The sequence below is a fragment of the uncultured Amaricoccus sp. genome (genome assembly GCF_937858865.1).
In the GTDB taxonomy this organism is placed as follows: domain Bacteria; phylum Pseudomonadota; class Alphaproteobacteria; order Rhodobacterales; family Rhodobacteraceae; genus Amaricoccus.
Genome location: NZ_CALLYO010000076.1, coordinates 1 through 3,049, shown reverse-complemented (window position 1 = coordinate 3,049; position 3,049 = coordinate 1). Strand labels below are relative to the sequence as shown.

The 3,049-nt window shown below is 67.8% G+C and carries 5 protein-coding genes; 1 reads left to right on the top strand and 4 read right to left on the bottom strand.

The genetic code is table 11. The features are described from left to right. Nucleotides 1-749 (top strand): YafY family protein (locus tag Q0112_RS02090; RefSeq protein ID WP_297970743.1); only part of this gene is annotated, 749 nt, incomplete at its 5' end. Nucleotides 750-770: 21 nt separating this feature from the next. Here Q0112_RS02090 and Q0112_RS02085 read toward each other — a convergent pair. The 4 genes from Q0112_RS02085 to Q0112_RS02070 all read right to left on the bottom strand — a co-directional run. After that, nucleotides 771-1,172 (bottom strand): DCC1-like thiol-disulfide oxidoreductase family protein, encoded by a 402-nt coding sequence (locus tag Q0112_RS02085; protein ID WP_297970741.1) that lies wholly within the window; start codon nucleotides 1,170-1,172, stop codon nucleotides 771-773. A 7-nt stretch (nucleotides 1,173-1,179) separates the two neighbouring features. Next, nucleotides 1,180-2,124 carry a hypothetical protein gene (locus tag Q0112_RS02080; protein WP_297970738.1) on the bottom strand — a complete coding sequence of 315 codons (945 nt, stop codon included), beginning with the start codon at nucleotides 2,122-2,124 and terminating at the stop codon, nucleotides 1,180-1,182. Between the two features lie 16 nt (nucleotides 2,125-2,140). After that, nucleotides 2,141-2,635: a hypothetical protein gene (locus Q0112_RS02075; protein WP_297970734.1), complete on the bottom strand. Its 495-nt coding sequence runs from the start codon at nucleotides 2,633-2,635 to the stop codon at nucleotides 2,141-2,143. Between the two features lie 178 nt (nucleotides 2,636-2,813). After that, a partial coding sequence (locus Q0112_RS02070; protein ID WP_297970732.1) for a DUF2237 domain-containing protein occupies nucleotides 2,814-3,049 on the bottom strand: 236 nt, incomplete at its 5' end.

Genomic DNA, 3,049 nt, shown 5'->3' with positions numbered 1-3,049 from the left:
CCTCCGCCACTTCGGTCCCGGAGGAGCGACCCGTGCGCCGTGCCGACCGCCTGTTCGAGATCATCCAGATCCTGCGCCGCAAGCCGACGGTGCGTGCGCAGGACATCGCCGAGGCGCTCGAGATCTCGGAGCGGACGGTCTATCGCGACATCCGCGACCTGATGGCCTCGGGCGTGCCGATCGAGGGCGAGGCGGGGGTGGGCTACGTGCTGCGGGCGGGCTTCGACCTGCCGCCCCTGATGTTCAAGGAGAGCGAGATCGAGGCGCTGGTGCTCGGGGCGCGCATCGTCGAGAGCTGGGCCGACCGGGAGCTGTCGGCGGCGGCGACGGACGCGATCGCCAAGATCGAGGCGGTGATCCCGGAGCGGCTCAGGGGCTACATGGCGAGCACGGCGCTGCTTGCGCCGTCGCTGCATTTCATGGAGCCGATCAGCTTCGACCTCGCCGACCTGCGGCGGGCGGTGCGGAGCCAGCGCAAGGTGCATTTCGCCTATACCGACGTGCTCGGGCAGGGGAGCGAGCGGACGGTGCGGCCGCTGTCGCTCGCCTACTTCGGGCCGGTGTGGGTGCTGGCGGCCTGGTGCGAGCTCCGGACGGACTTCCGCACCTTTCGGCTCGACCGGATCGAGGGGTTCGTGCTGCTCGATGAGCATTTCCGCGCCGAGGCGGGCAAGACGCTGCACGACTTCCTGAAGCGCAACGACACCTGGACGCGGAGCGCGCTCAATGCCTATGGCGAGGACAGCTGATGCAGTCTCGGCAGGCAGACGTCAGCCGGGCATGTCGGCGATGCGTGTGCGCCCGAGGAGGCGGAGGACGGCGTTGCGGCCGATGCGCAGCACCGGGTAGAGCAGGCGCGAGGCGGTCGGTGAGCGGAAGATCGCGGCGTTGACGCGGTTGAAGGGGCCGACCGGGGTGCTCAGCATCGCCAGCATCATGATGCAGTCGGCGCCGTGGTAGGTGCGGCCGCCGTATCTCAGGACCATGCCCTCGTCGAGGTCGTAGCCCGCGCCGCGGAGCTCGTCGACGATCGGATCGGGCTCGCGGGCGTTGACGAGGCGCACCGGGCCGACGGAGTCGCGCAGGCGCACCATCGTGACGTAGCGGGAGCAGAAGGGGCAGTCGCCGTCGTAGACGATGATCGCCCCGTCGTGGCTTGCGGGCTCGGCCATCGTGGCCTCACGCCGCCGCGGTGCCCGGCGCCTTGCGCGGGCGGAGCCGGGACACCGCCGCCGACCAGGGGATGAAGACCGAATAGAGGCTGATCCACGAGAAGAAGGGGGCGCCGAGGGTGAAGTAGATCATGGTGTGCAGGAACAACCCGGCGGGGACGTAGATCCAGCGCAGCGTCGGGAAGATCACGCAGAGGAAGAAGGTTGACTGGAAGAGGAGGACCCCGATCTGCCCCAGCATGACGAGGGTATGGTACTGCGACAGCCACATGCCGAGCACATGCCCCCCGGCGATTCCATCGCGGGCCAGGTACCACTGGAGAGTATAGCCATTGGCCCAGTCGAGACCGGAGTGGGTCAGCTTGCTGTAGACCGCCGAAAGATAGAAGAGCGGGAAGAGCCACTGGACGAGCTTCAGCGGCCAGCCGGCGAAGGGGCTCAGGACGGAGAGCGGGTCGGCCGGCTTGCCGCGGTTTCGAATCCAGCTGTCGACGGAGAGGACGCGCCCCGCCGGGCTGAGCGCCATCGCGAAGAGCGCAATGATCATTGCCGGCTCGGTGTGATGGAAGTCGCCGAAGGCGTACTTGTAGAGTGCGACGTAGAGGAGGGTGAGGGCGGCGACGAAGAGGGAGATGTTGGTCAGCAACCCGATCATCCCTATCACCGCTGACACGAGGAAGACGGTCAGGACGAGGGAGACGAATTCCGAACTCGGCCGCGCCGCCCAGATCCCGTCCGCGCCCGCACCCCAGCCGAGCGGCGCATTCAGGACCTTAAACATGATGAACGGCGAATAGCTCTCGTGCGGCATCGGCCCGAGGCCGGCGATCACCGTGTAGAGCTGGTTGTGCCACGCGAAGAAGAGAATGGCGAAGCAGGCGATAATCCGCACCACGGCCAGATTGAAGCAGGGGGCCGGCGCAAACCAGTAGGTGTTCCAGGCTCGGGACATGGTGCTTCTCAGGCGATCAGAACGCGCTGCAATCGAAGGTGGTGGATCCCATGAGCTTCCTGGCGTCACGGACCGGGCCATCGCGCCGGATGGTGTAGCCGGAGTCGTAGATGGAGATGGTGATCCCGCGGGCGCCCCCGGCCTGGCACGTCGCCTGGGCGATTTTGGCGGCGAGTGGCGACGGTTTGCCGTTGATGATCGGGGCGGCGATCGTTTTCTGGTAGAGCAGGGGAGAGAGCTCCAGCGCCTCGGGGCCGAGGGCCTTCTCTTCGCCGCCGTCGGCGCTGACAAAGCCCAGGTAGTCGTTCAGCCGCTCGCCCTCGTAGTGCGCCCGCATGTACATGGGATAGGCGAGCATCGGGAAGGTCTGCCCGCCGCGGTAGGAGAAGCCGATCAGGACCTGGGCCGCGAGGATCGTGGTGACGATGACGGAGATCGCGATCTTGGCGAGGTCTTCCCGGCTGCGGCGCTCGGGGGCGGTGCTAGGGGCGGTCAAGGCGGAATTACGCATGGATCGCTCCACTCGGAAATACTGCACAGGATCGCGGCCAGTCGTGACTGGAGTATGGACGGGGATTCATATTTGAGAAAGCCTGTTGAGTCAAACGCGAGCACCCGTCGGGGCGCGGGTCCCTGCCGGCTGGTCGCGGCGCGGGAGCGGGCTGCACCGGGTGCGATCCTCCCCGCGGCTACGGCCGAGTTCGGCGGTGGGCGGGCATGGCGTGGGCCGCGAGGACCTCGAGCGGAATGAGCTTGAGGGTGAAGGCGTGGGTGCTGGCGAGGATGACCCTGGGGGCGGCGCCGGCCTCCCAGGCCTCCTTCCAGCGCAGCGCGCAGAGGCACCAGCGGTCTCCGGGGGCGAGGCCCATGAAGCCGAACTCGGGGCGCGGGGTGGTGAGGTCGTTGCCGCGGGCGCGGGAGAAGG

Excerpts from the sequence above, each read along its gene's own strand:
- Q0112_RS02085 (WP_297970741.1), bottom strand. The coding sequence starts at position 1,172 with ATGGCCGAGCCCGCAAGCCACGACGGGGCGATCATCGTCTACGACGGC.
- Q0112_RS02080 (WP_297970738.1), bottom strand. The coding sequence starts at position 2,124 with ATGTCCCGAGCCTGGAACACCTACTGGTTTGCGCCGGCCCCCTGCTTC.
- Q0112_RS02075 (WP_297970734.1), bottom strand. The coding sequence starts at position 2,635 with ATGCGTAATTCCGCCTTGACCGCCCCTAGCACCGCCCCCGAGCGCCGC.